Raw genomic sequence first — 26,188 nt, forward strand, 5'->3', positions numbered from 1 at the left:
TCATCGCTCCCTGACCAGCTGGGCGTACGTGCCGCCGCGTGCCACCAGCTCCTCGTGCCGGCCGCGCTCCACGATCGTGCCGTGCTGCAGGACCACGATCTCGTCGCTGTCGCGGACCGTGCTGAGCCGGTGGGCGATCACCACACAGGCGCAGCCGCGCTTGCGCAGGTTGTCCATGACGGTCAGCTCGGTCTCCGCGTCCAGCGCGCTGGTCACCTCGTCGAGGACCAGGATGCTGGGCCTGCGGACCAACGCACGGGCGATCTCCAGGCGTTGGCGCTGCCCACCGGAGAAGTTGCGGCCGTCCTGCTCGACCCTGCTGTGGATGCCGCCCGGGCGACGCGTCACCACGTCGTACAGGGCCGCGTCGCGCAGCGCCTCCACCACGGCCTCGTCGGGGATCGAGGGGTCCCACAGGGCCACGTTGTCGCGGACGGTGCCCTCGAAGAGGAACACCTCCTGGTCGACGAAGGAGACGGAGGCGGCGAGGGCACCCCGGGGGATGTCCTCCAGGCGGCGGCCGTCGATGCGGATCACGCCCTCCCACGGGGTGTACAGGCCCGAGATCAGCCGCGACACCGTCGACTTGCCGCTGCCGGAGCCGCCGACCAGCGCCACCTGCTGCCCCGGGCCCACGGTGAGGTCGAAGCCGGTGAGCAGGGGCTTGTCGAGGGGGCTGTAGCCGAAGGTGATGTTCTCCAGCTCGACGTGGCCGTTCAGCCGGCGCGTGGACTCGGCGGCGTCCGGGCGGGCGTACAACGGGTCGGCCCGGAAGTTCTCCACGTCCTTCAGCCGGGCCACGTCGGCCGCGAAGTCCTGGATACGGCCCGCCACCCCGTTGAGGCGGGTGAGCGGCGCCGTGAACCGGGTGACCAGCGCCTGGAAGGCGACCAGCAGACCCACGGATATATGGCCCTCGACCGCCCGCATACCGCCGATCCACAGGATGAGCGCGCTGTTGAGCGTGGCCAGGGTCGGGGCGACGACCCCCAGCCAGGCGCTCGGCACCCCGAGACGCTGCTGTTCCTCCAGCGTGGTGGCGTGCTGCCCGGCCCACTTGCGGAAGTAGCCCTCCTCGCCGCCGGTCGCCTTCATCGTCTCGATCAGCTGGAGCCCGGTGTACGCCGTGTTGGTCAACCGCGCGTTGTCCGCGCGCAGCTTCGCCGTACGGGTCGCGCGCAGCCGGATCACCACCCGCATCGCCACCACGTTCAGCAGGGCCACCGCGACGCCGACGGCGGTGAGTTGCGGGTCGTACGTATAGAGGAGCACGGCGTAGAGGACGACCACGACCGCGTCGACACCGGCCGCCGCGAGGTCCCGGGCGAGGGTCTCGGCGACCGCGTCGTTGGACTGGAGGCGCTGGACGAGGTCCGCGGGGCTGCGCTGCGAGAAGAAGGTGACCGGCAGACGCAGCAGGTGCCGCAGGAAGCGGGCGCTGGAGAGCGTGGAGGAGATCAGCCGGCCGCGCAGCAGGTTGGCCTGTTGCAGCCAGGTCAGCAGGACGGTCAGCAGCACGCACGCGCCCATGGACGCGAACAGCACACCCAGCAGGGAGGTCTGGCCGCCGATCAGGAACATGTCGATGTAGGTGCGGCTCAGCGCGGGGACGGCCGCGCCGACCGCCACCAGCAGCAGGCTGGCGAGGACGGCGGCGGGCAGGGTGCCGGAGGTGCCGCGCATCCGGGCGGGCATGGCGCCGAGCACACCGGGCCTGCGGCCGCCCTTCTCGAACTCGTCGCCCGGCTCCATGACGAGGACGACACCGGTGAAACTGGCGTCGAAGTCCTCCATCGGCACGAACCGGCGGCCCTTGCCGGGGTCGTTGATGTGGACGCCCCGCCTGCCGAAGCGGCGGCCCATGCCGTCGTAGACGACGTAGTGGTTGAACTCCCAGAACAGGACCGCCGGTGCCGTCACCTCGGCGAGGGCGGCCACGTCCATCTGCATGCCCTTGGCGGTCAGGCCGTAACTGCGAGCTGCCTTCAGCAGGTTGCTGGCGCGCGAGCCGTCCCGGGACACACCGCAGGCGATGCGGAGCTCCTCCAGGGGGATGTGCCGTCCGTAGTGGCCGAGCACCATGGCGAGGGACGCGGCGCCGCACTCCACGGCCTCCATCTGCAGGACGGTCGGCGTGCGGACGGTCCTCCGCCTGCCCTTGGGCACCGGGCGCTTCGACGGCGCCGCCTTGCGTCTGCCGCGCGTGGACGGCCCGGCGGTGTCCTGGGACGCGGTCACGGGAGCAGCCAATCGATCGGACGCTCGTCGGCCAGCCGGATCGACGCCGTGGCCATGGTCATGGAGGTCAGCTCGAACGGCGGCCCGTCCTGCGAGGACCACCGGTAGCCCGACTCGGTCGACGCCGAGCGGTCCAGTCGTACGGTGACGGCCACCGGCCGGCCCTTCTTGGTGAACTGCTCGCCCAACTGGGTGTCACCGAGGAACGCGCCGATGGACTGCGGGGTCTGCGCGGTGCGGTCCACCTTCTTCACATGGCCGCGCAGCACGCCGTACCGCTGGGTGGGAGCCGACTGCACGGTCAGGTCGACCTCGGCGTCCTTCGGGATCGAGGCCGCGTTCTCGGCGGGGACGTACACCGTCGCGTAGAGCGGATCGTCGGCGTCGGCGACTTTCTCGACGGCCGCGACGTTCGCGCCGGTCTGGATGATCTGACCGATGGTGGCGGCGAGCGCGGAGACCCGGCCGGCCGCGACGGAACGCACGACCTGCTCGCCGTCGGCGGTGGCGACCTCGAGGACGGGGGCCTTCGCGGGCAGCCTCTCGCCCTGCTTCGCGAGGACGGCGGTGACCTGCCCGGCGACCGGGCTCTGGAGCACGTAACTGCCCTGCCCATGGGTGAGGACGGCGGGCGCGCCGACCGTGGAGGCGACGGAACCCGTGACGGCCCACACGGAGGCGGCGGCCATCGCGACCACCGTCACGGACAGCACCAGCCAGCCCTGGGGGCGGGCGAAGCGCACCGGGAGGTCGAGCTCCTCGGGCGACTGGAGCTTGGCGAGGGCCTGTTGGCGGAACTGCACGGGACTTCCCTTGTAGGGCTTCGGCCTTGTAGGGCTTCAGAGCACCCGAGAGTCCCGGAACCTGTCAGGCGGTTCCGGGACTCAGCGGCACTGGGGGTCGATCAGAGACCGGCGACCAGGCTGGTGACCGGGGCGGTGTTCAGACCGGTGACACCCTCGACCGTGCCGACGGCCGTGTTGACCAGGCCGGAGACCGGGGCGATGCCGTCCACCAGGCCGGTGACGGTGCCGACGGCGTTGACCGAGAGGCCACCGGAGACGGCGTCGAGGGCGGCGTCCGAGATCTCGGCGGTCTCAACCTGGGGGGTGGAGTTCATGATGGAACTTCCCTTCGTATAGCTATTCATAAGGGGGGAGCGGCCCCCTTCTGGGGAACAGAACGACGGCCGCGCACGTGGGTGCCCATTTCTCGATCCGGAGAGCTGGCTGCTTCCGTCTCCGAGAGCTCGGCGGCCCCCGCGGTGCGATGGATATAAGCAGATCGCCGCCGCGCACATCCAATCAACATGCTCCCCACCAGCGCACTTGGTGACCATGACGGTTCATTGGTGCAGGCTTGTGCACGGCTTGGGGGCGACTTCTTCACACAGATCGCGGCATCGTCATACGCCCTTCATTGCCTGCAGGAAAACGAATTGGACAGTCCAGCCTCAAAGGCACGGCACGTGAATCGCGCTTGTGCAGAACTCCCGTCGCCCGTGACCCCGCTGAGTATTCGGTGTGGAGATTCCCCGCAGCCGGTTTCCCGATCACCGGCGTCGACGGACCGCCATCGAGCGGTAGCCGACGGTGTCGAAGCGGGGCCGACGAGGGGGTGGGCCTCCGGTGTGACAAGGTCCCCACGGGGCGCGCGGGCGGGAAGTCGTGAAATGGCAGGCCAACGAGGGGCGTAGCGCGCTTTGCGAAATGGAAGATCGGAATCTTTCTGCGGAACGTTGAACACCCCCTCGGAACCATCCGTACCAACTGGCAACCAGGCGCCCCCAGTTCACCCGCCGGACGGCGGTACGGACCCCGTCCCCAGGAGGTCAAGAGTTGAGTCACAAACGAGCCACCAAGCGCAAGGCGTTCATAGCCGCAGGCGGTGTGGCGGCGCTCGGTGCGGCAGCCCTCGTCCTGCCGAACGCGATGGCGTCGCAGACGGACGCCAAGGGCGCCGCCCCCAAGACGCTCGCCGCGAGTGACGCCTCGGACCTCGCCTCCCAGCTCCAGGGCCTGCTCGGTGAAGCGTTCGCAGGCGCGTACTACGACTCGGGTAAGCAGCGCCTCATCATCAACGTCATCGACGGCCTTCAGATCGAGGGCGACGACAACAACGTGATCATCCAGGCCCAGGAGGCCGGCGCGGAGGTCCGTGAGGTCGAGAACAGCTGGTCCGAGCTGCTGAAGGGCGCGGCCACGCTGAAGAAGGAGGCCACCGTCCCGGGCACCGCCTGGGCGATCGACCCCCGCACGAACAGGCTCCAGGTCACCGCCGACTCCACGGTCACGGGCGAGAACTGGGACACCATCGAGTCGACGGTCAAGTCGCTCGGCGCGGGCATGGCGACCATCAAGAAGTCCGCCGGCACCTTCAAGCCCTTCCTGGAGGGCGGCGACGCCATCTTCGGTGGCGGCGCCCGCTGTTCGGCCGGCTTCAACGTCGTCAACGCCGAGGGCGCCCCGGCCTTCCTGACCGCCGGTCACTGCGGTGTCGCGGAGGCCGAGTGGTCCGAGGAGGAGAACGGCGCGCCGATCGGCACCGTCGACGCGGCGACCGCCACGTTCCCCGGCGTCGGCGACTTCGCCCTGGTCAATTACAACGACCCGGCGACGCAGGCGGCCAGCACGGTCGACCTCGGCAACGGCCAGACGGTCGACATCAACGCGGTCGGCGAGGCGGCGGTCGGTCTCCAGGTCTTCCGCATGGGCAGTACCACCGGGCTCGCCGACGGCCAGGTCACCGGCCTCGAAGCCACGGTGAACTACCCCGAGGGCACCGTCACCGGTCTCATCCAGACCAACGTCTGCGCCGAGCCCGGCGACAGCGGCGGCTCGCTCTTCACCGAGGACGGCCAGGCCATCGGCCTGACCTCCGGCGGCAGCGGCGACTGCACCGTCGGTGGCGAGACCTTCTTCCAGCCGGTCACCACCGCCCTCGCGGCCACGGGTGCCACCCTCGGCGACGGCGGCGCGGGCGCCGGCGAGGAAGCCGCCGGCGGTGCCGGTGACGCCGCGGGCGCGGGCGAGGAGGCAGACGGCGGAGCCGCCGCCGGTGCCGGTCAGGAAGAGGGCGCCGCGGCCGCGGGCGCGGGCGCGGGCGAGGAAGAGGGCGCCGCAGCGGCCGGTGCCGGTGACGAGGCCGGTGCGGGTGAGGAAGCCGCCGCCGGCGCGGGCCAGGAGCACGAGCAGGGCGTCGGCGACCAGGGGGTCGGCGAGCAGGGTGTCGACGAGCGGGGCGTCCACCAGTAGGCGAACGCCACCGCATACGTGGGCGACGGCCCGGGGATCAGCGGCCACTGACCCCGCCCGTCGCCCCACGACCCATCCGCCGGCTCACCCACAGCGGTTCCGGCCGGCGGATGGCACGGCCCGGCCCTCCGGCGGGAGGGCCGGGCCGCTTCGTCGCCCCCGCCACGACACATCCGCACCCGACGAAGAACCCCACGACAAGGGTGGCGTCACCCCGCGGAGCGTCCCGTGGCCCGGAGCAGCAGCAGCGCCACGTCGTCCGCCCGCTCCTCCGCCGCCTCGGTCTCCCGTACGAGATCGTCGGCCAGCGCGTCCAACGGCCGCTCCCCGGCCGTCGACAGCCGCTCCCCGAGATCCGCCAGCGCGTCCTCGATGTCGACGCCCGGCGACTCGATCAGCCCGTCCGTGTACAGAGCCAGCACCGAACCCTCCGGCAGCGCCACCTCCGTCGTCGGGTACGTGGCCGCCGCGTCGATCCCCAGCAGCGGACCGCCCGCGAGGTCGAGCACCCGCACCTTCCCGTCCGGCCGGCGCAGCAACGGCGGCGGATGCCCGGCCCGCGTCATGACGGCCGTCCCGTGCTCCGGGTCCAGCCGCAGATACAGACAGCTGGCGAACAGTTCCGAACCCAGGTCGATCAGCAGCCGGTTGGTGCTGCTCATCACCTCCTCCGGCGTCTGCCCGACGGTCGTGTACGCGCGCACGGCCGTACGGAGCTGCCCCATCAGCCCCGCCGCCGTCACGTTGTGCCCCTGTACGTCGCCGATGACGGCCGACGCCCTCCCGTGCGAGAGGACCAGGTCGAAGAAGTCGCCGCCGATGTCCATGCCACGGGTGGCCGGCAGATAGCGGGAGGCGGACTCGATGCCCGGGATGGAGGGCAGCGAGTGCGGCAACAGCGCCTTCTGGAGGCCGTGCGCCACCTGGTGCTTGGCGTCGTACAGCAGAGCCCGCTCCAGTGCCTGGGCGATGAGGCCGCTGAGGCTGGTCAGCACCGCGCGTTCCTCGGCCGGGAACGGATGTGGCTCCGCGTACCCGAGGACCCAGGTGCCCACCGGCCGCCCCGAGGCGATCAGCGGGATGTACGCCCAGGCGCCCAGCCCGTCCGGGGTCTCCTTCCGCAGCGGATACAGGTGCTCCAGCTGTTGCCGGGACTCGAAGAACGCGGGCACCCCGGTGGCCAGGGCGTGCGCCCCGGGCATCGCCGCGGTGAGCGGCATCCCGTCGAAACGCTCCACGAGATGCGGGTCGGCGTAGCCGCGGTGCCCGAGCACATGCAGGCGCCCGGCGCGTGAGCCGAGCATCACCAGGGCCTGGCTGCCGATGGCCGGGGCGATCTCGTCGGCCACCAGCTCCACCACGTCCTGCACCCCGACCGCCTCGGTGAGCGCGCTCGCCAGCGCCAGCACGTGGTGGATGGTCACCAGTCGGCCCGGTCCGTGGTCCTCCTCCCGCGCCGTGTGCTCGGCCTCGGCGACCGCCCGGGCTCGGGAGATCCGTACGCTCAGCCCGTTGGTCCCCGGATACAGCCGGAAGGACAGCCAGTCGCTCGGCGGCCTCAGCGCCACGAACGACGTCACGTGCTGGCTCATCAGGGCCGCCCGGTACCGGTCCTCGTACGCGGGATCGTTGAGCCACGGCACGGACGCCCACAGCTGGGTGCCCAGCAGGCCGCTCACCGGGATGCCGAGCAGTTCGGCGGTGGCCGCGTTGGCGAAGGTGATCCGCCCGTGCAGATCGAGCGCGCACATCCCGTACGGCAGCCGCGCCACCATCCGCGCCGCCTCCACCGTGCCGAGCGTCCCCGCGACCGTGGTCGTCGACGGCGCCGACAGGTCCGGCTCCGGCCGCACCGGGCGGCCCTCCTCCTCGGCGCGCCGCAGCCGCATCGCGAGCCGGTCGCAGGCCGAGGTCAGCTGGTCCCGCTCGCGCTCGCTGAGCTCGGGCGGGTGGGAGCCGGGCCAGGTCAGGAAGACCGCGCCGTAGGTGGTGTCACGGGTGGCCACCGGCAGGGCGGCCAGGGCGAACGGGTAGGGCAGGACCACCGCGATCCGGGGATAGCGGCGGGCCATCTGTTCCTCGCCGTTGACCCACACCAGCCGCCGTCCCCGTACGGCCTCGGAGACCGGGACCGGTGAGTTGAGTCCCACCCGCTCCCAGGGCGCGGCGAACGATCTCGGCAGCCCCGCCATCACGGCCATCTCCAGGACCGGCTCGTCCGGCGTCAGCAGGTACACCGCGCCCGAGTGGGCCTGGACGTCGTCCATCATCGCGGCCAGTGCCAGCGACAGCAGTGGATGATGGCCGACGCGTCCCGTCTCGACGGTCGCCCGCGCTCCTGACGCGTGGACGTCGGACATGCCGACCACCTCCTCGCACGACCGTGCGACAGACCCCAGGGTCAAGGCTCCTCCCTGGGGGCCGCCCCCGCACGGCGAGCGGCGGCCGCGGACCCTCCGCCGTACCCCCTCTCGCCCACGCCATGCCCCCGCGCTGATGCGCGGCATCGCGCACGTGCGCCGCGAGTGCGCCCCCACGCACCCCGATGGCTGGTTCTTCGCGCCCGGGCGTGGTGGGGGGCGCCAACAATGGGCACGCGCTGAGCGGAGGACATCGGTGGCCGGCAGGCGGAGGGGCGAACGTGATCCGGGTACTTCTCGTGCATGACGAGTGTCTGGTCAGATCGGTGCTGGCGGAGTGGCTCCGCCGGGAACCCGACCTGACGGTGTTCCACACGTCCTGGCGCGCCGCGCCGGGGCGGGTGCGGACCCTGCGGCCCGAGGTCTGCGCCGCGGACCTGGACTGCGCGGACGCGGTCGGCATCCCGCCGCTCGCCGATCTGCGCGGCGCGGGCGGCCCGGCCCCCGGTCTGCTGGTCCTCGCGCACGCGGGCAGACCCGGCCTGCTCAAGCGCGCGGCGGAGGCGGGTGCCCTCGGCTACGTGGACAAGGAGGGCTCCCCGCAGCGGCTGGTGTCCGCGATCCGAGAGGTCGCCCGGGGGAGACGCTTCGTCGACGACTCCCTCGGCTTCGGCTTCCTCAAGGCCGCCGAGATGCCGCTGACACGGCGGGAGTTGAGCGTGTTATCCCTGGCTGCCGAGGGTGCCTCCGTCGCGGAGATCGCCGGCAGCCTGCACCTCTCCCACGGGACCGTGCGCAACTACATGGCCGCGATCACCCGCAAGACGGGGGCGCGCAACAGGATCGACGCGATCAGGATCTCGCAGGGGGAGGGGTGGCTCTGAAACGCCGGGGGAGCTCACCGGCCTAGGAACCGGGGACCAGGCACCGACCAGGTCCCGGTACAGCGGTGAGCGGGCCAGGAGTCCGTCGTGGTCCCCGTACGCGACGGATCGTCCGTCCATGACCAGCACCCGGTCCGCGCGGCGGGCCGAGCTGAGGCGGTGCGCGACGACCACGAGGGTCGTGCCCGGCCGCCGAGCGAAGGCCCGCTCCGCGCGTTCCTCCGCCTCCGCGTCCAGGTGACAGGTCGCCTCGTCGAGGATCATGACCTCCGCGTACGACAGGTACGCCCGCGCCAGCGCGACGAGTTGCCGCTCCCCGGCGGACAGCGCGCCCGGGTCGACCTCTCCGGCCGGGCCGCCCAGCCGGACCATCACCTCGGTGAGCCCCACGGCCTCCGCGGCGGCCCACAACTCGTCCTCGGGCACGGGTTTCGGCCGTAGCTCGCCGAGGTTTTCCGCGAGGGATCCCCCGAAGACGTACGCCTCCTGCGGGATGAGCACCCGGTGTGAGTGGGATGTGGCGCCGGGTACCGGCCGTCCACACAAGTGGACGGTGCCGTGCCGGGGGCGCAGGAGACCGGCGACGATCCCGGTGAGCGTGGACTTGCCGACGCCGCTGGGGCCGACGACGGCCAGGTGCGTGCCGTGGGGGAGGCGGAGGTCGAGGCCGTCGAGGACGGGGGTGCCGGAGGAGCCGTAGGCGAAGGTGACGGAGGCGAGGGAGAGGGCGTCGTCGGAGGCCGCGTCGTGCGGGTCGGCCGCGTGGTGGGCGGCGTCGGCGGTGGAGTGCGTCGGCGACGGGGTGCGCGTCGAGGGCCGGGGTGGGGTCGTCCGAGGGAGGGCGGGTGCCGGGGCCAGTCTGCGAGCACCACCGCGAGTCGGGAGCCGCTGGTGCCCAGGCCGTGGACCAGGTTCTGCAGGGCGGGGAGGAGGGACTGGGTGACGTAGGCGAGGGCGCCGATCAGGGCGCCCGCCGTCACCCCCTGGTCCAGGAGCCAAGGGGCGGCCACCAGGAGCAGTACGACGGGCAGTTGGCCACCGATCGCGAGGGAGGCGACCCGTGCGACGCCCCAGTGGGCCAGGGAGCGCGCGGCCCGGAACTCCGCGTCGACGCACCGGCCGGTGTCGGCGGCGACCGTGTCCTCCGCGCCGGCCGCCGTGATGTCCCGCAGCCCCGGGCAGACGGCACCGAGCCGGTCGGCGAGAGCCTCGTCGGCGACCAGGAAGCGCTCTTGGCGGCGGGCCAGGGGCCTGAGCGTCACCAGGAAGAGGGTCACGCCGGTGACCAGCGGGGGGCCGACGACCAGCAGCAGCGGCGGGGCCAGCGAGAAGAGGCCGACGAGCGCCCCGGCGGAGGTGAACAGGAACGAGCGGGACACCATGACGAGTCCGGCGAAGGTGTCCCGGGCGATCTCCACCTGCTGGGTCAGCCCCGACAGGGCCCACCGTCCGCCTCCCGGACCCCCGGTCGACCACCCACGCACCAGCCGGTCCCGCAACGGTTCCACGAGCCCCGCCACGCACGCGTACACCCGCCAGGTGCCCACCGCCCCGAGCACCACCGCCCCGGCGGCGGCCCCGAGCCAGCCCAGGCCGACGCCCGCCCGCCCGCGAAACCGTCGTCGAGGGCCGCGCGAGGGCGTACCCCATGAGAAAGGTCTGCCCCGTCTCCAGCACGGACCACAGCACCAGCCGCACGACGACCCACCCCCGCCGCCGAAGAAACCGGAGACCCCGGCGGATGAGCCCCGGCGTATCGACGCACGGTCGCGCCGCCCCGACGGCGCGCCCGGTCTCCCGCGGCCCGGTCCCCGTCGCGCGGGCGGCGGGCCCGGCCCCCGCCGGTCCGCCTTCGTGCCCGGCTCGGGTTGTGCCGGTGGCGGGCGCGGTCCCGGTCGTTCCGCCGGCGGGCCTGGTTCGCGTGGTGTCGGTGCCGGGCCTGGTTCGGGTGGTGTCGGTCGCCGGGCCGGGCTCCGTCGCTTCGCCGACATGCCCGGTTCGGTTCGTGCCGCCATCGTGCCGGGGGCGCCGCGCGCCGGGTCCGGGGCCCCCGGCGGGCCCTCCTCCTCCCTCGATCTTCTTCACCGGCCCCCTCCGCCCGGCGCGCCCTGCGCCGAGGTGTCGTCGTGAGCCGCGGTGTCGTCGTGGGCGGTGTCGCCCCGGTCCTTGTCGGTCGGGGCCCGTGTTCCGAACAGTTCCCGGTACTCCGTCGTGCGCCACAGCTCCGTGTGCGGTCCCACCGCCCGTACTCTCCCCTTCTCCAGCCACACCACGGTGTCCGCGCGGGCGGCCGTGGTGACGCGGTGGGCGACGAGCAGCCGGCTGCCACCGTTCGTGGGGCGAAGAACCGCGTCGGTGATGTCGTGCTCGGTGAGGGTGTCCAGGCTGGAGAGGGCGTCGTCGAGCACGAGGAGATGACAGTCGCGGGCGAACGCGCGGGCCAGGCCCAGGCGTTGGGCCTCACCACCGGACAACGGGGCGTCGGCACAGGGCGTGGCGTAGCCGTCGGGAAGACGGCGGACGAAGCCGTCGGCGTGCGCGGCGCGGGCGGCCTCCCGGATCCGGGCGGGGGAGGGGCGGCCGGTGCCGAAGGCGATGGTGTCCTCCACCGACCCACCCAGCAGGGCCGGGCGTTCGAAGGCGTGGACGACCGCCCGGCGCAGCTCACGGCGGTCCAAATCCGGCAGGGGCACCCCGTCGAGCAGCACCTCCCCGCCGTCCGGATCCGTCAGCCGCCCGGCCACCGCCGCGAGCAGCGACTTGCCCGCACCGGACCGGCCCACGACGGCGACCGTGGCACCGCCCGGCACCACCAGATCGACGTGGTCCAGCACGGCACGCCCACCCCGGCGGACGGTCACGGAGCGCAGCTCCAGCCGCCCCGTCCCGCCGGGCGGCAGCGCGCGCGTCCCGTACTCGGTCGCGGGCTCGCTCCGTATCTCGTCCAGGCGCCGGGCCGCCGTCCGCGCGCGGACCAGGCCCGAGAGCTGCCCGACCAGGACGCCGACGCCCGCGGCCAGCACGGCGTAGCGGGACGCGGCCAGCAACTCGCCCACGGACAGGTGCTGTCGGGTGAGCAGGACCCCGGCACCGGCCACGACGGCGAGCTGCAGGAGCGGGGCCACGGTGGCCGCGCGGGCGGCGGCGCGACCCTGGACGTGCCACATGCGGTGCCCTTGGCGGGAGAGTTCGGGCAGAGGGCGCAGGACACGGGAGATGGTGCGGTCGGCCGTTCCGGCGGCCGCGATCGTGCGGTGTCCGGCGACGGCCTCGGCCAGACCCCCCGCGATACGGCCCTGGGCCCGCTGATAGCGCGCCGCGCAGTCGGAGGAGTCCCGCGCGAGGGTACGCAATACCAGGGCGAGCGGCGGGGCGCCGATCAGGAAGACCGCCGCGAGCCTCGGGTCGATCAGCGCGAGGGCCACCACCGCGCCCAGGGGCCCGGCGAGCGCAGCGACGAGCGCGGCGCCGGTAGCGGGGGCCGTGCCCGCCTGGGCCGCGTTCCCGACGAGCCGGGCCACCAGGTCCCCCGGGCCGAACCGGGAGCCGGCCCGTGGCCCCACGGCCAGGACGTGCCGGACGAGTCGGTGGCGCAGCCACGCGGTCGCCCGGGCGTTCGTGGTGCCGCCGAGCACGGTCTCGACCGCGTCGAGGACGGCCGCCGCGAGGACGAGCGCCGCGCACCGCAGCACCCAGGCCGAGCTGTCCGGGTCGCCCGCCAGCAGCAGGTCCAGGGCCCGGCCCAGCGCGGCCGGCAGCAACAGGTTCGCCCCCGTCGAGGCCATGGACACGAGCGCCAGGGCCGTACAACGGGGGCCGGAGTGCCGGACGGTCGAACGCAGCAGGGGGACGGACACGGCCGCCGGGCCGCGGGCCCCGCCTTCGGTGAGGGTCGTCATACCCGTCCTGACGTGGGACGACCGGATGAACGGCCGGATGAAGGACAGACGGATGAAGGACAGACGGATGAAGGACAGACGGATGAAGGACGGACGGATGGAGGACGGAGGGATGGAGAACGGACGGATGCGCTCCGGACGGCCCCTCCCCGGACAGTGCGGAGAGGAGCCGTCCGGAGCCGTCGGCGCGGCTCAGCCGCCGTGCCGGTCCGACGGGCGCCCAAGGTGGCCGGGACGCCCCGCTCGGATCAGAGGCAGAGCGTGATGCTGGCCGCGCTCACACAGGACAGCACGCTCAGGGAGCTGGGGCCGCCGGTGCCGGTCGTCTCGTCGGCTTCCATCGTCTGCAGGTCGAGAAGTGCCATGTCGATTCCTTTCGATCGATGGCCCGCGAACGGGCCCTTGTGGGGACGGGGTGGTGCGTCACGACTCCGCCGGACGGCGGAGCCGCGTCAATGGGGCCGCCGTCGCGGCGGCGGCAGGAACGGAAGGTGCGCCGTGGCGTCGGTGCCGACGGCGGCCTGGGCCGCGCCGAGTGCCAGCAGGCACCCCGCCGTTCCGGTGGCGAGGTCCATGGAGAGCCGCATCAAGTGGCTGCCAGGGAAGGCCAGTTGCCCCTGGTAGGGCATCGAGTGCCAGCCGAGGGCGGCGATCTGTTCCGCCAGCCGCTCGCGCGGGGCGCCCGACCGGGCGAGGTGCAGGATCATCCCGGCGCGGCCCTCGAACAGTCCCGGCTGCGCGTAGAAGCGATAGGTCGCGGCGGTCAGGACACCGGCGCGGACCCGGGCGTACTCGTCCGGCAGGGGGCCCGTGCCGGTGGTCGTGGCCGTGCCTGCGCCCGTGGCCGTGCCCGTGCCCGTGCCTGGGCCGGTGGGCGTGCCGGTGTCGGTGAGACCGCACGCCGTCAGATGGTCGTCGAGCACCATCGCGACGCCCACACTCCCGTCGCCGAGGTACGGCATGGTCCGCCACCCCTCGTCGACGGCCAGCCCGCCGTTCTTCTGCTCGACGAGGCACTCCAGGTCCTGCCGCAGCGCCTCGCCCGCCGCGTCGAGCCACGCGCGCTCGCCCGTCGCCTCGTACCGGCGCAGCAGGAACAGCGCGGGTCCGCTCGCGCCGCGCAGCAGGCCGGCTCGGCGGCGGGGCGGTGCGGGCCGGGGCTCGGCGAGACGGTGCACGAGGAGGTCGGCCGCCCGTGCCGCGTGGTCGCGCAGCGCGGGCTCACCGGTCGCCCGCGCCAGTTCGTCGAGGACCAGACCGAGCCCGGAGAGCCCGCCGCGCAGGTCGGACGAGAGCTTGTGCCACTTCTCACCGAGGACCTGCTCCACCAGGTCCAGGGCCCGCTGCCGGTGCCCCAGCCGCTCCAGGGTGTGGGCGACGCCCGCGAGACCGTCGTACAGGCCGAGCGGGGTGCCGATCGGCACCGGGTCGGTGTGGTCGAGCAGCCAGCGCTCGCCCTCCTCGTAGCGCTCGGCGCCGACCTCCGCGAGCGCGTACAGCACCCCCGCCGCGCCGTGCGCCAGCCCGAGACCGCCGCCGTCGGAGAACTGGGCGACGTCGCCGGGGAAGAGCCGGTCGTCGCGCTCCGGTGTCGCGGAGGCCAGGATCGCCTTGACCATGGAATCACGGCTGTAGGGCCAGTCGCCGGGCTCGGCGAGGGACCAGCCGGCCTCCGCACCGGCCGCCACGGCCGCCCCGGTCACGGGGACCCGGGTCCGCGCCACCGGTGCGGGCGTCGGCTCCCCGGTGCCGGTGCCGGTGCCGGTGCCGGTGCGGGTGCGGGTGCGGGTGCCTAGGTCGGTGTCACGGGTGATCTCCGCCACCGCCTCGTCCAGGAAGACGCGCGGCACCTGCGGGAACTGCTCCGCGATCACCGCCGCCAGATGCGCGGCCTTCCCCCGCTCCACCACCAGCAGCGAGGTGACCGGCAGGAACAGCGCGAGGCGCAGGCAGGCGAGGGCGTAGCGGTCGACGTCCGGGCCCGTGCGGTCCGGGGGCGCCAGGAATCCGGGGTGGGCGACGACCTGGCGGCCGTTCTCCTCGGCGGGCGCCGCCGCCTCGAAGTCCAGCAGCGACACCGAGTGCTCGTCGGGCGCGACCATGATGTTGAAGACGTGCAGGTCGTTGAAGACGATCCCGCGCGCGTGCACGGCCTCGACCGCCTCCTCGACGGCCCGGTGGACCCGTAACGCCCACGCCGTGTACGCGGCGACCGCGCCCGGTTCGGGGTCGGCGGCGAGCAGGGGGTGCCGTTCGGCGACGTAGGAGTTGAGCGGGCGGCCCTCGACGAAGTCCATGACCAGGAAGCGGTGGTCGCCCAGGGTGAACCAGTCGCGGACCTCGGGCACGACCCCCAGGCCGGCCAGCCGCTCCAGGGCGGCCTTCTCCCGCTCCAGCCGGGTGACCGCGTCGGCCCCGTCGGCGGCCAGCCCGGCGTGCGGGCGGCCCTCCTTGAGGACGACCCGGCGCCCGTCGCGGGTGTCGGTGCCGACGTACACGCCGCCGCCGTTGGAGAAGTGCAGCGCCTTCTCGATGCGGTACGGCAGCTCGCCGACCGTGGTCGTGTTGCGTGCCGCCAGCTGCGGCTCCAGGAACGCGGGCAGGGTCACCCAGTCGGGGACGTGGAACGTCGGCTTGCGCTGATCCGGCACCAGGGTGCCCGAACCGTCGCGGACGGCCGGGACGAGCGTGCCGCGCTCGTCGACGACGAAGGAGCGGGCGAAGGCGCCGTAGCGGACGTACAGCGGTCCGTCGTTCCAGCGCAGGTCGGTGAGGATGTACGGCCCTTCGAAGCCCTCCAGGAGCGCCCCGAGCTCGCGCAGGACGAGGTGCAGCTGCTCCTCGTCGGCCGGGTAGACGGTCACGAACTTGCCGCTGGTGTCGCGGGCCGCGTACTTCGCGTTGCGCAGGTGCAGCAGATGAGGGCCCGGCACGAACTTGAACGGGATCCGGCGGGGCACGCAGTAGTCCCACACGATCGCCGCGACGCGGTCCGCGTTCCCCCGGGTGGCGGAGGCATGCACTTTCCATCCCTGGGTGGGCCCGGGACGGGGCCGCCCGCCGTCGTCGACCGGGGCCAGCGTCAGCCAGTCCCCGATCCGGGCGGCCCGCCAGCCCTCGGGGACCGCGCGCCCGGCCGTCTCGTAGCCCGGCGCCGTGGTGCCGGCGCGGTCACCGGCCGACAGCCGGTCGGGTGTCTCGTAGAAGTGTCGGTCGGCCAGCGCGTACGCCTCGTACCGCTTGTCCATGCGCGTCCCCCGGGTCGTGTGCCGTCACTGCCGTCGCCCCCTGGGCCGGGTGATGACGAGCCTTCCAGCCCGGCCTGGTCCCCGACAGTCACGGCTGTCACGAGTGACCCGTCACGGCTGTCACGCGACCACTGTGCGGAACGCACGCGTAAAGATCTGTTCGGGTTCTTTCGAACCCCGGGGGCTTTCTCGCGGCAGGCCCCCGGACTGGCGGAACGGTCCCAGGGGCTGCGCGAGCGTGCCGGAAGCGCTGTAATTACGGACGTGGTCAGTGAGGGCGCTGCGGAACAGGGAACGAGGACGCTGCGTGCCGAACTCGCGCTCAAGACGCTCGGCGGCGATCTCGATCCGCACGAGCGGCTGCACGCCATCCTCGAACAGGTGCTCGTGTTCACCAGTGCGACCGTCGCCGCCGTGTATCTCCCGGACGGTGAGGGCGAGGCGCTCTCCCTCACCGCCTCCGCCGGCGTGCCGAGGAACCTGTACGGGCTCTCCGACACCTATCCGGCCTCGGGCACCGCGCCCGTCGCCGAGACGTGCCGCTCGGGCCGCCCGCGCTGGCTCGTCTCCACCGCCCCGCGCCAGAACGGCGACCTGCTCCAGAACGCCGACCTGCTCCGGGACACCGACGTCCCCGAGGGCGCTGGTGTCCCGGAGGGCGCCGGTGTGTCCGAGGGCGCCGAGGCCTCCCAAGGTACCGAGGGCCTTGGCCTTCCCGAGGGCGCCGATGTCTCCGAAAGCGCCGACGCCCCCGAAGGCGCCGGTGTACCCGAGGGCGTCGACGCCCCCCAAGGCGCCGAGGCCGCCCAAGGCGCCGAGGCCCCTGGCCTTCCCAAGGGCGCCGACGCCCCCGAGGACGCCGACCTCCGCCGTGTCCACCCCGAGGGGTTCTCGCTGGGCGTGCTGCCGCTGCGCGAGCGCGGCTGTCTGGTGGCCGTCGGCGACGGCACGGACGCCTTCGACGCCGAGGACCGGCGCTGCCTCGGCCTGCTCGCCGAGGCGGCCGCCGAAGCCACCCCCGCCCCGCCCGCCGGACACGGGGCCTCGTTCGACCTCGCCATGGACACCGGGCGGGTCGAGGTCGACGACGGGCTGCTGGACCTGTTCGGCATCGGCCGGGACGACTTCGACGGCCGGGTCGAGACCCTGATCGCGCTGACCGTGCCCGAGGACCTGCCGGCGCTGATGTCCGTCGTGGAGGCGGACCACATGTCCATCGGCGACCGGGAGCTGGAGTTCCGCATCCTCCAGCCCTCCGGCGAGCAGAAGTGGCTCCGGCTGCGCGGCCGGATCCTGCCCGCCGGCGAGAACCGACCCGCCCGTCTCGTCGGCACCGTCGCCGACGCCTCCACCCTGCGCACCGGGCGCGGCGACGTGGCCCGCATCCAGCGCCTCGCCGCCGCCCTCGCCACCGCCGGTACGGTCCGGGACGTCAGCCAGGCCGTGGTGACGGCCCTGCGCAAACCGCTCCTGGCCGACCGGATCGCCCTCGCCGAGCTGGAGGGCGACCGCCTGGTCGTCACCGTCCTCGACCCGCCGCAGTCGGAGTTCTGGCCCGAGGTCTGGCGCTCCGAGTGGCGCTCCGAGTGGCCGGACGCGCCCGTGCGCACCATGCCGACCCTCGCCACCGCGCTGCGCGAGGGACGCGCCGGGATCTGGCCCGCCGGAGCCGATCTGGAGCCCGCCCTCGCCGACGTCGGCCCCGGCGGTCTCGCCGTCCTCCCGCTGCCCGCCGGCGGCCGGATGGCGGGGGCCTGCCTGATCGGCTGGGACAACCCCCACGACTTCGGCCCCGAGGAACGCGCCCTGCTCACCGCCGCCTCGGGCCTGGCGGGGCAGGCCCTGATGCGGGCCCACGCCTTCGACGCCGAGCACGAACTCGTCGGCATGCTCCAGCGCACCCTGCTCCCGCGCCGGCTGCCCCAGCTGCCCGGTGCGGTCGCCGTCGCCCGCTATCTGCCCACCACCGCCGGTCTGGAGGTCGGCGGCGACTGGTACGACGTGATCCCGCTGCCCGACAACCACGTGGCCCTCGTCATCGGCGACGTCCAGGGCCACAACGCGGGCGCCGCCACCCTGATGGGCCAGATGCGCACCGCGCTGCGCGCGTACGCCGTCGAGGGACACCCCCCGGACGTCGTCGTCTCGCACGCCAACCGGCTCCTCATGGACATGGAGACCGACCTCTTCGCCACCTGCTGCTACGTCGACATCGACATGGAGGAGGGCTCCGCCTGGTACGTCCGCGCCGGACACATCCCGCCTGTGCTGCGTCACCCGAACGGCAGCACCGAGATCAGTGAGGCCGAGGGCGGCCCGCCGCTCGGCGTCGTGATGCAGGCCGACTTCCCGATGAGCCCCCTGCGGCTGACCCCCGGCACCCTGCTGGCCCTCACCACGGACGGCCTCGTGGAGTCCGCCGACGTCGACGTCGAGGACGGGCTCGACCAGCTCGCCGCCGAACTGTCCGCCGCCGACCCCGCGCACCTCGGCGTGGTCGCCGACACCCTGCTCGGTGGCGCCAACCGTGACGACGACGTGGCCCTGCTCCTCGTCCGCTACGACGGCATGGCCCTGCGCCCCCAGCGTGAGAACTGGAGCGTGTGGCGCGTCCCCCAGGCGGTCGGCCAGGCCCGCCGCTACACCCGGCGCGTCCTGCGCCGCTGGGGCGTCGACTCCATGGCCGACACCGTGCTCCTCGTGGTCTCCGAACTGGTCACCAACGCCCTCGTGCACACCGACGGCCGCGTCCGCCTCGACCTCACCCTGCTCGCCGACCGCCTCCGGGTCTCCGTCGCCGACTCCTCCCCCCGTACCCCGAGGAAACCCACCGTCATCGGCTGGGAGGCCACCGGCGGCCGCGGCATCCTCCTCGTCGAGGCCATGTCCACCGCGTGGGGTTCGGTCCCCGTCAGTGGCGGGAAGCAGGTGTGGGCGGAGATCCCCATCGAGTGACACGCTGGCCGGGTGCGCCTGCTGCTCCTCTCCGACACCCATCTGCCCAAGCGCGCGAAAGCGCTGCCCGCACCGCTCCTCGCCGAACTCCCGCGCGCCGACGTGGTCGTGCACGCCGGTGACTGGGTCGACGAGGACACCCTCGACCTCCTCCGGACCCGCTCACAGCGGCTGATCGCCGTGTACGGCAACAACGACGGCCCCGGCCTGCGCGCCCGTCTCCCCGAGGTGGCCCGCGCCGACCTCGCCGGGCTCCGCCTCGCCGTCGTCCACGAGACCGGCCCCGCCCAGGGCCGCGAATCCCGCTGCGCAGCCCGGTTCCCCGACACCGACGTACTCGTCTTCGGCCACAGCCACATCCCCTGGGACACGACCGCCTCCACCGGCCTGCGCCTGCTCAACCCCGGCTCCCCGACCGACCGCCGCCGACAGCCCCACTGCACCTACATGACGGCGACGGTGGCGGACGGCGCGCTCACGGAGGTGCGCCTGCACCGACTGCCGCCCAGAACCTGACCCGGGGTCACGCCGTGCCTCTCACCCGGGCGGGGCCGGCGGATGGATCAGCCCGGTCGTCGCCGTCAGCGGCATCCCGCTGCCGCCCCACCTCAGCGCGACGATCTCCGCCGCGACCGACACGGCCACCTCCTCCGGCGTACGGGCGCCGAGGTCCAGGCCGACGGGGGAGCGCAGCCGGGACAGCTCCGCGGTGCCGAGCCCGGCCTCCCGCAGCCGACGGGTGCGGTCCTCGTGCGTCCGGCGGCTCCCCATCGCCCCGATGTACGCGGCGGGCCGCCGCAACGCCTCCTCCAGCAGCGGCACGTCGAACTTGGGGTCGTGGGTGAGCACACAGACGACCGTCCGGTCGTCGGTGGCGGTGCCGCGCAGATAGCGGTGCGGCCAGTCGACGACCACCTCCACGCCGGCGGGGAAGCGTTGCGGGGTGGCGAACACCGGGCGGGCGTCACACACCGTGACCCGGTACCCAAGGAAGTCACCGATCCGGGCCACCGCCGCCGCGTAGTCGATCGCGCCGAAGACCAACATGCGGGGCGGGGGCGCGAACGAGTGCAGGAAGACGGCGACCGCGTCCTCACGCCGCTCGCCGTGCGGACCGTAGTGCCGGGTCGCGGTGACCCCCTGAGCCAGCTCCCCGCGAGCGTCGGCGGCCACCGCGGCGTCCAGGCCCGCCGTGCCGAGGGTGCCGAAGGTTCCGCCGGCCTCGTCCGGCCACACGGCCAGCGTGGCGCCGCGCCGTCCCGGTCCGTCGGTCACGGTCGCCACCGTCACCGGCTGCCCGGCGCCCACCGTCTCGACGACCCGCCCGAACGAGGGGTCCTCGGCCGCCGTCACCCGGCGCACCAGGAGCGTGATCTCCCCGCCGCAGGTCAGCCCGACCGCGAACGCGTCGTCGTCGCCGTATCCGAAGGTCGCCGACCGTGCCTCGCCGGACGCCAGTACCTCCTGGGCCAGCTCGAAGACCGCGCCCTCCACACAGCCGCCGGACACGCTGCCGACGACCTCGTCACCGGGGCCGACCGCCATGGCCGCCCCTGGATCGCGCGGCGCGCTCCGGCTGACCGCGACGACGGTGGCGAGCGCGAAGGGGGAGCCCGCCGCGTACCACTCGCCGAGCGCCGGCAGGATCTCACGCATCGCCCGCTCCTCTCGCCTTCCCGGCGGTTTCCCCCTCCATCCAAGTACGCGACCCGGCGTACGGCACACCGACAGGTATCCCCCGCCGAGGCCCGTCGGCCCGAGGGCGGCAGCCCCGACGCTCGGACGCCCAAAGGGATGAGGGTCCGCGCCCCTGTTCGGGTGGCCTGTGCCGCCCGCAGCGCCAGGGGCATTGCCATGCGAGGCCCAGGTACATGAAATGACCATGCTCCTGAGTCCGAGCACCCACCGTCACACACACCTGGGAGGATGCATGCCCTCTGCCACTGCCCGTGGCGCCGTGACCCTCGGCGTCCTGGCCGCAGCTTTCACCACGTCGCTCTCCGCACCGGCCGCCGCGGACGTCGGGGACGAGGACGTCGTACGGGTCAAGCTCGTCGGCCACGCCGCGTACGACACGACCGCCGCGCACATCGAGCCCGGCGACAGCTGGACCACCTACCTCCAACTGCACGATCCCAAGGGCAAGTACGTCGGTGACGCCGGCTCGCGCTGCACCCTCGTCGAGGCGGACCAGCAGCGGTCCACCGCCCAGTGCACCCGGGTGCTGCGCCTCAAGGGCGGGGAGATCACCCTCAACGACATGATCAGCCGCAAGGGCCAGGAGCCCGTCACGGCCAAGACCTCCATCGCGGGCGGCACGGGCATCTACAACGACGCCGAGGGCGAGGGCTACATCACGTTGGAGCCCGAGCGGATCGTCTTCGACCTCTACGTCGATGACTGACCGGCCCTCACGCGCCGACCGCACGTCGGCCGTTCCGCCGTCCCAGTGCACCTTGTCCGACCTGGAGGTTCTGTGATCACATCGGCTGTCCGCGGGGTGGTCGTCACCGCCCTCACCACCACGCTCGTCCTGCTCGCGACGTCGGCGCAGGCCGAGCAGAGGGACGAGGACAACGACATCGAGAAGGTCGAGCTCGTCGGCATCAACCGGGTCGCCACCTGGCCGTCCCTGGACGGGGTGGTGGGCAGTACCTGGACCACCCCGCTGGACCTGTACACCAAGCAGGTCAAGAAGTCCGGCAAGCCGAAGCTGCGGTACGCCGGCGACGGCGAGTCGGAGTGCGACGTGGTGCGGACCCGGGCCGAGGCGGTGACCGCCCAGTGCACCCGCGTGCTACGCCTGAAGAAGGGCACGCTGACCCTCAGCGACATGGTCGACTACCAGCCCCTGCGGCCCGTCACGGCCAAGACCGCCATCGTCGGCGGCACCGGCCACTACCGCTCCGCCTACGGGGACGGCTACATCACGCTGGACGGGCACCGGACCCACATCGTGCTCAACGTCGACGAGTGACACGACGCTGGAGCGACCGGTGCGGGAGACGCGGCGCGAGTCCCCGCACCGGTGCCGTTCCGTGCGGGGCGTCCTCAGTCGTTCACGCCGGAGGTCTTCTCGATGAGGCGGGTGAACACGATGAGCGCGCCCAGGGCAGGCAGCAGACCGGCCAGTGTCCACAGGACGCAGAAGCCCGCCGACGCGCTGACCGTCATGAGCAGCAGCGTGGGCGCGTCCTCGGAGATCCCGGCCATCAGCAGCAGGAACACGATGGACAGGATCCCCATGCCGATGATGGTGAAGAACGGCCACAGATAGTGGACGACGGGGAGGAGGCGGGCCTTTCTCGCCTTGCGCAGAAAGGTGTTGTCGCAGGCGCGGGTGATCATCGCCAGGACGGCGAACACGGAGCCGATGATGACGCCCACCATGGAGACGGCGACGCCCAGCACCTCGTCCATCGGCAGGTCGTCGTCGTGCCCGATCCAGGCGCCCCCGAGACCGCCGAGCGTCGCCGCCAGCGGTTCCCCCCACCACCAGCTCCGCAGGCTCACATGGACGACCCCCATGAACTCCTTGAAGTACTTGTTCCCCGTGGTGCGTCCCGAGGGCTCCTCCGGGGAGGAGTCGGTGTCGGTCCGCGGTTCTGTGCCCATGCAAGCCCAGCCCGATGGTGGTCTGTCCCGCCGAGCCCCTCACGCACGGCTCGTCTCTGTCGCGTCACTTCGTCACGGGCCGGGCAGGAGGTCCCCACCACCCCGCTGGTGTCTCTCCGCCTCCACCGCGGCCTCGTACCTGCCCATGTCCCGTATCGCGTCGTACAGCGACGCGCAGCGCTCGGCGCGCGTTTCCGGGGGCTTCAAGGCGCTCCTCGGGTCGAAGTCACGTGTGCCTGGCTTGTGTTCACGGAGCTCGCGAAAAGAGCTGTTCACCGCTGGTACCGCCTTTCGTGTGTGTCGGACGGACTACGGAACAAAAAGGCGCAAACTGCGCTCAACCATAGGCCGGTTCCGTCGACAAGGCCCCTCGTGGTGACGTTCGGGTGAACATCGGCTGAATTCTGCGGGGTGCGGCGGGTGGTGTCACCCGTTCGACTCAGAGGGCTCCGCGGCCGACGTGCGGCCCCCGCGCGGTGGCGCGAGGGCAAAGAATCGGTCGTGAAGGGTGAACTCTTTTGCGAAAACGGGTACTTACTCGTGCGTCAGTTGCTATTGACGGCTCGCCTGCCGATTGGGACGGTAGTGCACATGTCAAATGTGGCGGACATGTCAAGATTGCGCACTCGTCTGCTCGGTGTCCTGATCCTCGTCACCGGCTTCCTGACCACGGCGGGCCCTGCCCGGCCCGCCTCCGCTCTCACTGACGAACTCTGGTTCGACGCCCAGGCCGCGGCCACCCTCACGGTCGACGGCGGCACCTTCAAGGACGGTCTCGGCCGCGAGGTCGTCCTGCGTGGCTACAACGTCTCGGGGGAGACGAAACTCAAGGAGAACAACGGTCTGCCCTTCGCCTCGGTCGCCGACGCGAGGAAGTCGGCGACCGCGCTCAGGGCGCTCGGCGGCGGCAACTCCGTGCGCTTCCTGCTCTCCTGGGCGTACGCGGAACCGGTGCGCGGGCAGGTGAGCTCCGCCTACCTGTCGGCGGCCACCGCGCAGATGGGCGCGTTCCTGGACGCCGGGATCAAGGTCTACCCCGACTTCCACCAGGATCTCTACTCCCGCTGGCTGTTCGACTCCGACAGCTGGTACACCGGCGACGGCGCCCCCAAGTGGGCTGTCGACCTCGGTGACTACCCCGACGAGTACTGCGGGATCTGTCCGTTCTGGGGCCAGAACATCACCTCCAACGCGGCCGTCACGAAGGCGACGTACGACTTCTGGCACAACACCTACGGGCTCCAGGACTCCTTCCTGGACACCGCGCAGAAGACCATGACCTACATGAAGGCGAACCTCACGGCCGCCCAGTTCCAGGGCGTCGTCGGCTTCGACCCGTGGAACGAGCCGCATCCCGGGAAGCTCGACTCCGGGCAGACCAGCCGGACGTGGGAGAAGAACGTCCTGTGGCCGTTCTACGTCAAGTTCCGCGCCCGGATGGACTCGGCGGGCTGGCAGTCCAAGCCGGCGTTCGTCGAGCCCAACCTCTTCTGGAACGCCAACATCGACTTCCAGAGGCAGGAGGGCGGTCTCCTCGACGCGGGCACGATCGGACCGCGCTACGTCTTCAACACCCACTTCTACGACCAGAAGGCGATCTCCGGCATCTTCATGTGGGGCAAGGCGGGGAACGGCCAGTACGTGAACGACTTCGGGACCGTCCGTGACCGCGCCGCCGCCGGCGGCACCACGGCGGTCGTCAGCGAGTTCGGGCACCCGCTCAGCGGCTCGGTCTCCGACAAGGCGCCCACGGTCTACAAGGCCATGTACCAGGCCCTCGACTCCCGGGTGAAGGGCGTCGACTGGTGGTCGAACCCGGCCGCCTCCGGCCCGGTCCTCTCCGGTTCCCAGTGGCAGTGGGACATCTACTGGGGCCGCCACCACGAGCTGATGAACGACAACCCCGACAAGGTGCAGGTCGAGGGCGACGCCTGGAACGGCGAGGACCTCTCCGCCGTACGGCTCGACGACTCCGGCACGGCCGTGCTCCGCCAGGACGCCCGGATGCTGGACCGGATCTACCCGAGCGCCACCGCGGGCAAGGCCGTCGCCTTCACCTACGAGGACCGCTCGCGCGACGGCTCCACGACGCTGACGTGGAACCCGGTGCCCGGCTCCCTGCCGAACGTCTCCTCGCTCGTCGGCTCCGGCCAGTACTCCCTGCTGGTCTGGCGCTCGGACGGCAGCACCGAACCGACCGAGCTGCACCTGCCGGCGTCCTTCCCCACCGCGTCCACCACGGTGGTGTCCGACCTCGGGGTGACGGCCGCGCCGCCGGCGTACACCACCTCCACGCCGATCGCCGCCGCCAGGGAACCCGGTGGCACCGGCAGCCGCCGCCTGCTCCTCACCGCCGCCGACTCGGGCAAGCTGCACTACGCCCTGGTCACCAACGGCGCGACAGCCCCGACCGCGACGCAGCTGAGCGCGGCGCGGACGGAGCTGTCGAACTGGCTGACCGCCAGGTTCAGTTAGCCGAAGGACCGGTCCAGTCGGCGGGCACCTTCGCCACACGCACCCGCTGGGGGTGGTCGCCGACTGCGACGGACACGGTCTTCTTCCCGGTGGCGAAGTCGATCGCCGTGACCTGGTCGGCGCCGCTCTCGGAGACCACGCAGGACTTGCCGTCACCGCTGACGGTCGACCAGTACGGCTTGGAGACGGGGACCAGCGGGCCCTCCTGGAGGGTCGCGCGGTCCACGACGGTCGCGTAGTCGTCCATCGTGCCCGCGATGCACAGCTTGGTGCCGTCCGGCTTCATCGTCAGACCGTGGTGGCGGGAGTCGTTGACGAAGGTGGTGCGGTCGTCGCTGACCCCGGGGGACTTCGGCAGGGTCTTGGTGCGGGTGATCTTGTCCGTGGTGATGTCGTACTCGAAGAAGCCGTTGAAGAACGACACCTGGAAGTACAGCTTGGTCTCGTCGGGCGAGAACGCGGCGGGCCGGACGGCGTCCGAGTAGTCGTTCAGTCCGATGGCGTTGAGCCGCTCGCGCATGTCGATCACCTTCACCTGCTGGAAGGTGTTCGCGTCGGCGACCGTGATCTTCCGGTCGCCCTTCGTCCAGTCCAGCCAGGGCGCGTCGGTCTGGGTGTTCACATCGCCGATCGCCATGTTCCAGATGTACTTGCCGTCCTTGGTGAAGATGTTCTCGTGCGGCTTGTCGCCGGTCTTGAACGAACCGACCTGCTTGCCGGTGACGATGTCCAGGACGTGCACGGTGTTCCCCGTCGACGCGGACACCGCGACGCGCTTGCCGTCGGGGGAGACCGCCATGTGGTCGGCGCGGTAACCGGACACCGCGAAGCGCCAGTTGACGGCGCCGGTCCTGATGTCGATGGAGACCACGTCGGCGAAGCTCGGCCGGGAGACCACCATGGAGGAGCCGTCCGGTGTGGAGTACATGTCGTCCACGAACTGGTCGTGGCCCTCGCCCACGCTGTTGCGGATCGTCATGAACGCGATCCACCGGATCGGGTTGGCGTTGATCTCCGCCATCCGCGCGTCCTTGTCGGGGATGACGTTGACCCGGCCGATCTTCGCGAAGTCGCCGGAGGACTTGATGACGTCCGCGGTGCCCTCCCAGTTGTTGCCCACGAACATCACCTCCCGCAGGTCGGCGGCGGCACTCGCCGGGGTCGCGGTCGCCGCGGCGGAGGCGGTCAGCGCGAGCGCGACGGCGACGGCACCGAGATGCCGGCTTCTGCGACTACGGGGGGCGGGGGAGAGGGGCATGT

General features: G+C 72.5%; 19 protein-coding genes and 1 pseudogene. 8 read left to right on the top strand and 12 right to left on the bottom strand.

Annotation, left to right across the window (positions count from 1 at the left end; translation table 11 throughout):
- The 3 genes from E4N62_RS41240 to E4N62_RS41250 all read right to left on the bottom strand — a co-directional run bounded on the left by E4N62_RS41240 (position 1) and on the right by E4N62_RS41250 (position 3,358).
- Entirely contained in the window at positions 1-2,166 is a 2,166-nt protein-coding gene (locus E4N62_RS41240; RefSeq protein ID WP_308186176.1) for an NHLP family bacteriocin export ABC transporter peptidase/permease/ATPase subunit, read from the bottom strand.
- Between the two features lie 68 nt (positions 2,167-2,234).
- Positions 2,235-3,041, bottom strand: a complete 807-nt coding sequence (locus E4N62_RS41245; RefSeq protein WP_230223058.1) for an HlyD family efflux transporter periplasmic adaptor subunit — start codon at positions 3,039-3,041, stop codon at positions 2,235-2,237.
- 101 nt (positions 3,042-3,142) lie between these two features.
- The gene (locus E4N62_RS41250; RefSeq protein ID WP_033528587.1) at positions 3,143-3,358 is read right to left on the bottom strand and encodes a hypothetical protein; all 216 of its coding nucleotides are present in this window, start codon (positions 3,356-3,358) and stop codon (positions 3,143-3,145) included.
- 718 nt (positions 3,359-4,076) lie between these two features.
- On the opposite strand from E4N62_RS41250, the gene E4N62_RS41255 reads away from it, so the two are divergent.
- Positions 4,077-5,492, top strand: a complete 1,416-nt coding sequence (locus E4N62_RS41255; RefSeq protein ID WP_230223060.1) for a S1 family peptidase — start codon at positions 4,077-4,079, stop codon at positions 5,490-5,492.
- Positions 5,493-5,701: 209 nt separating this feature from the next.
- Here E4N62_RS41255 and E4N62_RS41260 read toward each other — a convergent pair whose 3' ends face one another.
- Entirely contained in the window at positions 5,702-7,852 is a 2,151-nt protein-coding gene (locus tag E4N62_RS41260) for a SpoIIE family protein phosphatase (RefSeq protein ID WP_230223062.1), read from the bottom strand.
- A 281-nt stretch (positions 7,853-8,133) separates the two neighbouring features.
- On the opposite strand from E4N62_RS41260, the gene E4N62_RS41265 reads away from it, so the two are divergent.
- Complete coding sequence (locus tag E4N62_RS41265; protein WP_230223064.1) at positions 8,134-8,736, top strand: response regulator transcription factor; 603 nt, start codon at positions 8,134-8,136, stop codon at positions 8,734-8,736.
- Positions 8,737-8,854: 118 nt separating this feature from the next.
- A complete protein-coding gene (locus E4N62_RS48370; RefSeq protein WP_268270439.1) occupies positions 8,855-8,977 on the top strand; it encodes a hypothetical protein in 123 nt (40 codons plus the stop codon).
- 62 nt (positions 8,978-9,039) lie between these two features.
- Here E4N62_RS48370 and E4N62_RS41270 read toward each other — a convergent pair.
- The 4 genes and pseudogenes from E4N62_RS41270 to lanKC all read right to left on the bottom strand — a co-directional run.
- A pseudogene (locus tag E4N62_RS41270) lies at positions 9,040-10,386 on the bottom strand (ATP-binding cassette domain-containing protein); the annotation flags it as partial.
- 431 nt (positions 10,387-10,817) lie between these two features.
- Positions 10,818-12,635 carry an ABC transporter ATP-binding protein gene (locus E4N62_RS41275; protein ID WP_230223066.1) on the bottom strand — a complete coding sequence of 606 codons (1,818 nt, stop codon included), beginning with the start codon at positions 12,633-12,635 and terminating at the stop codon, positions 10,818-10,820.
- 248 nt (positions 12,636-12,883) lie between these two features.
- A complete protein-coding gene (locus E4N62_RS41280) occupies positions 12,884-13,000 on the bottom strand; it encodes a SapB/AmfS family lanthipeptide (RefSeq protein WP_005483995.1) in 117 nt (38 codons plus the stop codon).
- A gap of 87 nt (positions 13,001-13,087) precedes the next feature.
- Positions 13,088-15,883 (bottom strand): class III lanthionine synthetase LanKC, encoded by a 2,796-nt coding sequence (gene lanKC / locus E4N62_RS41285; RefSeq protein ID WP_230223068.1) that lies wholly within the window; start codon positions 15,881-15,883, stop codon positions 13,088-13,090.
- Between the two features lie 381 nt (positions 15,884-16,264).
- On the opposite strand from lanKC, the gene E4N62_RS41290 reads away from it, so the two are divergent.
- Together E4N62_RS41290 and E4N62_RS41295 are read left to right on the top strand one after the other, a co-directional pair.
- Complete coding sequence (locus tag E4N62_RS41290) at positions 16,265-18,838, top strand: SpoIIE family protein phosphatase (RefSeq protein ID WP_374117210.1); 2,574 nt, start codon at positions 16,265-16,267, stop codon at positions 18,836-18,838.
- Positions 18,839-18,850: 12 nt separating this feature from the next.
- The gene (locus tag E4N62_RS41295) at positions 18,851-19,354 is read left to right on the top strand and encodes a metallophosphoesterase (RefSeq protein WP_230223072.1); all 504 of its coding nucleotides are present in this window, start codon (positions 18,851-18,853) and stop codon (positions 19,352-19,354) included.
- Between the two features lie 21 nt (positions 19,355-19,375).
- On the opposite strand, the gene E4N62_RS41300 is transcribed toward E4N62_RS41295, so the two are convergent.
- Positions 19,376-20,494 carry an XdhC/CoxI family protein gene (locus tag E4N62_RS41300; RefSeq protein ID WP_230223074.1) on the bottom strand — a complete coding sequence of 373 codons (1,119 nt, stop codon included), beginning with the start codon at positions 20,492-20,494 and terminating at the stop codon, positions 19,376-19,378.
- A 274-nt stretch (positions 20,495-20,768) separates the two neighbouring features.
- Between E4N62_RS41300 and E4N62_RS41305 the strand changes: the two genes are divergently transcribed.
- Positions 20,769-21,242 (top strand): hypothetical protein, encoded by a 474-nt coding sequence (locus E4N62_RS41305; protein WP_230223076.1) that lies wholly within the window; start codon positions 20,769-20,771, stop codon positions 21,240-21,242.
- Positions 21,243-21,314: 72 nt separating this feature from the next.
- On the top strand, positions 21,315-21,815 hold the full coding sequence (locus E4N62_RS41310; protein ID WP_230223079.1) for a hypothetical protein: 501 nt from the start codon (positions 21,315-21,317) through the stop codon (positions 21,813-21,815).
- Positions 21,816-21,889: 74 nt separating this feature from the next.
- Here E4N62_RS41310 and E4N62_RS41315 read toward each other — a convergent pair whose 3' ends face one another.
- On the bottom strand, positions 21,890-22,453 hold the full coding sequence (locus E4N62_RS41315; RefSeq protein ID WP_230223081.1) for a hypothetical protein: 564 nt from the start codon (positions 22,451-22,453) through the stop codon (positions 21,890-21,892).
- 72 nt (positions 22,454-22,525) lie between these two features.
- Positions 22,526-22,660, bottom strand: a complete 135-nt coding sequence (locus tag E4N62_RS48375) for a hypothetical protein (RefSeq protein WP_268270407.1) — start codon at positions 22,658-22,660, stop codon at positions 22,526-22,528.
- A gap of 402 nt (positions 22,661-23,062) precedes the next feature.
- Between E4N62_RS48375 and E4N62_RS41320 the strand changes: the two genes are divergently transcribed.
- Positions 23,063-24,928: a cellulase family glycosylhydrolase gene (locus E4N62_RS41320; protein WP_230223083.1), complete on the top strand. Its 1,866-nt coding sequence runs from the start codon at positions 23,063-23,065 to the stop codon at positions 24,926-24,928.
- Here E4N62_RS41320 and E4N62_RS41325 read toward each other — a convergent pair.
- The gene (locus tag E4N62_RS41325; RefSeq protein WP_230223085.1) at positions 24,921-26,186 is read right to left on the bottom strand and encodes a YncE family protein; all 1,266 of its coding nucleotides are present in this window, start codon (positions 26,184-26,186) and stop codon (positions 24,921-24,923) included. The genes E4N62_RS41320 and E4N62_RS41325 overlap by 8 nt on opposite strands.
- Between the last annotated feature and the right edge of the window lie 2 nt (positions 26,187-26,188).

Origin of the sequence: Streptomyces sp. MNU76 (assembly GCF_020982545.1) — a bacterium.
GTDB lineage: Bacteria > Actinomycetota > Actinomycetes > Streptomycetales > Streptomycetaceae > Streptomyces.

Coding starts and splice junctions, on each gene's coding strand:
- E4N62_RS41250 (WP_033528587.1), bottom strand. CDS start 3,358: ATGAACTCCACCCCCCAGGTTGAGACCGCCGAGATCTCGGACGCCGCC.
- E4N62_RS41260 (WP_230223062.1), bottom strand. CDS start 7,852: ATGTCCGACGTCCACGCGTCAGGAGCGCGGGCGACCGTCGAGACGGGA.
- E4N62_RS48370 (WP_268270439.1), top strand. CDS start 8,855: ATGACCAGCACCCGGTCCGCGCGGCGGGCCGAGCTGAGGCGGTGCGCG.
- E4N62_RS41275 (WP_230223066.1), bottom strand. CDS start 12,635: ATGACGACCCTCACCGAAGGCGGGGCCCGCGGCCCGGCGGCCGTGTCC.
- E4N62_RS41280 (WP_005483995.1), bottom strand. CDS start 13,000: ATGGCACTTCTCGACCTGCAGACGATGGAAGCCGACGAGACGACCGGC.
- lanKC (WP_230223068.1), bottom strand. CDS start 15,883: ATGGACAAGCGGTACGAGGCGTACGCGCTGGCCGACCGACACTTCTAC.
- E4N62_RS41300 (WP_230223074.1), bottom strand. CDS start 20,494: ATGCGTGAGATCCTGCCGGCGCTCGGCGAGTGGTACGCGGCGGGCTCC.
- E4N62_RS41305 (WP_230223076.1), top strand. CDS start 20,769: ATGCCCTCTGCCACTGCCCGTGGCGCCGTGACCCTCGGCGTCCTGGCC.
- E4N62_RS41315 (WP_230223081.1), bottom strand. CDS start 22,453: ATGGGCACAGAACCGCGGACCGACACCGACTCCTCCCCGGAGGAGCCC.
- E4N62_RS41320 (WP_230223083.1), top strand. CDS start 23,063: ATGTCAAGATTGCGCACTCGTCTGCTCGGTGTCCTGATCCTCGTCACC.
- E4N62_RS41325 (WP_230223085.1), bottom strand. CDS start 26,186: ATGCCCCTCTCCCCCGCCCCCCGTAGTCGCAGAAGCCGGCATCTCGGT.